We start from the raw sequence: 1,222 nt of genomic DNA, 5'->3' as shown, positions 1-1,222 counted from the left end.
TGATCAGCTGCCCCTCGGTTCCGAAGTAGCGTTTCGTCATGTCCCTGACCCAGGTGTAGGAGACGCCGAGGATCACGCCCGCTTTCCGCAGCGACAACTCTCCCCGGTTGACGCGGGCGAGGACGGCGAGCTTGTCATCGTCGGGTTTCGGGGCCTTGCGCCAGGCGGTCTTGCGGGTCGCGATCAGCGTGTCCGCGCCAACATCGGTGGTGCCGTTCTCCGCGGTCCAGTAGCCCGCATCGGCGAGGAACACGTCGACCGTGCCGGAGTGGCCGGCGTCGGTCAGGTTCTCCCGGACTGCGGTGGCCATCGGGACGAAGTGGGGCTGGTCGTTCGTCGTGGTCGTGACCTCCGCGGCGACCACGATCTGCTCCTCGGTCGCCGCGGTCTGCGCGTTGTATCCCTGCAGCGCCCCGCGCGCCCCGGTCGCGAACACCCGGGAGTGCGGGTCGGTCGTGTTCGCCCGCCGCGGCTTCGCCCGCCGCGACGTCTCCGGAGTCGGCTTCGGGCCGGTCAGCTTCTTCCCCGACGCCTGTTCCTTCCGTGCCCGCTCGGCCATCCGGGACTCGTAGTCGTGGGCCTTCTCCCGCTCGAGCTCGTCCAGCGCCGCGCGAATCCGGTCGCGGCGATCCCGACCCCCGGACCACTGCTCCGGGAGCTCGTCACCGCGCCTGTCACCGAGCAGTTCGTCCTCGGCGGCGTCGGTCTCCTCCGCTTCGCGGAGGATCTCCGCGGCGAGGTCCTCCCGGGACCGGTTCGCGAAGAACGACGCGTCCGCGGCGATCTTCGTGCCATCGATCGCGACGACCCCGGTGTCGACCAGGCCCGCTTTCACGCAGAGGCCGAGGACCTGCCCGAACAGGGCCGCGATCGCGTCCTGATGACGACGCCGGAACCGTGCCAGCGTCGCATGATCCGGGGTCTGGTTCGCGGCCAGGACACGGTAGGCGACGTCCTCGACCAGCCGCCGCTCGATCCGCCGCGAGGAGCGCTCCCCGGTGCAGTACGCGTAGAGCAGGACCGCGAGCATCACCGCCGGGTCATAGACCGCGCCGCCGCGCCCATCCGCACGATAGGAGCCATAGAACGCGGCCAGATCGAGTTCCTCCACCACATCGATCACGAACCACGCCAGATGCCCCTCCGGCAACCAGTCCCGCACCGACGGCGGAAGCAGAAACACCTGATCACGATCACCGGAACGCACATTCACAGCCATACC

General features: G+C 69.3%; 1 protein-coding gene. It reads right to left on the bottom strand.

From position 1 onward, the window contains the following. Nucleotides 1-1,183: transposase (locus tag IPV10_RS16820; RefSeq protein ID WP_207485818.1), on the bottom strand; the 1,183-nt coding region annotated here is incomplete at its 3' end. Nucleotides 1,184-1,222 lie beyond the last annotated feature (39 nt).

The organism is Microbacterium sp. SD291 (assembly GCF_017355365.1).
GTDB lineage: Bacteria > Actinomycetota > Actinomycetes > Actinomycetales > Microbacteriaceae > Microbacterium.
This window is presented reverse-complemented; position numbering and strand designations above follow the sequence as displayed.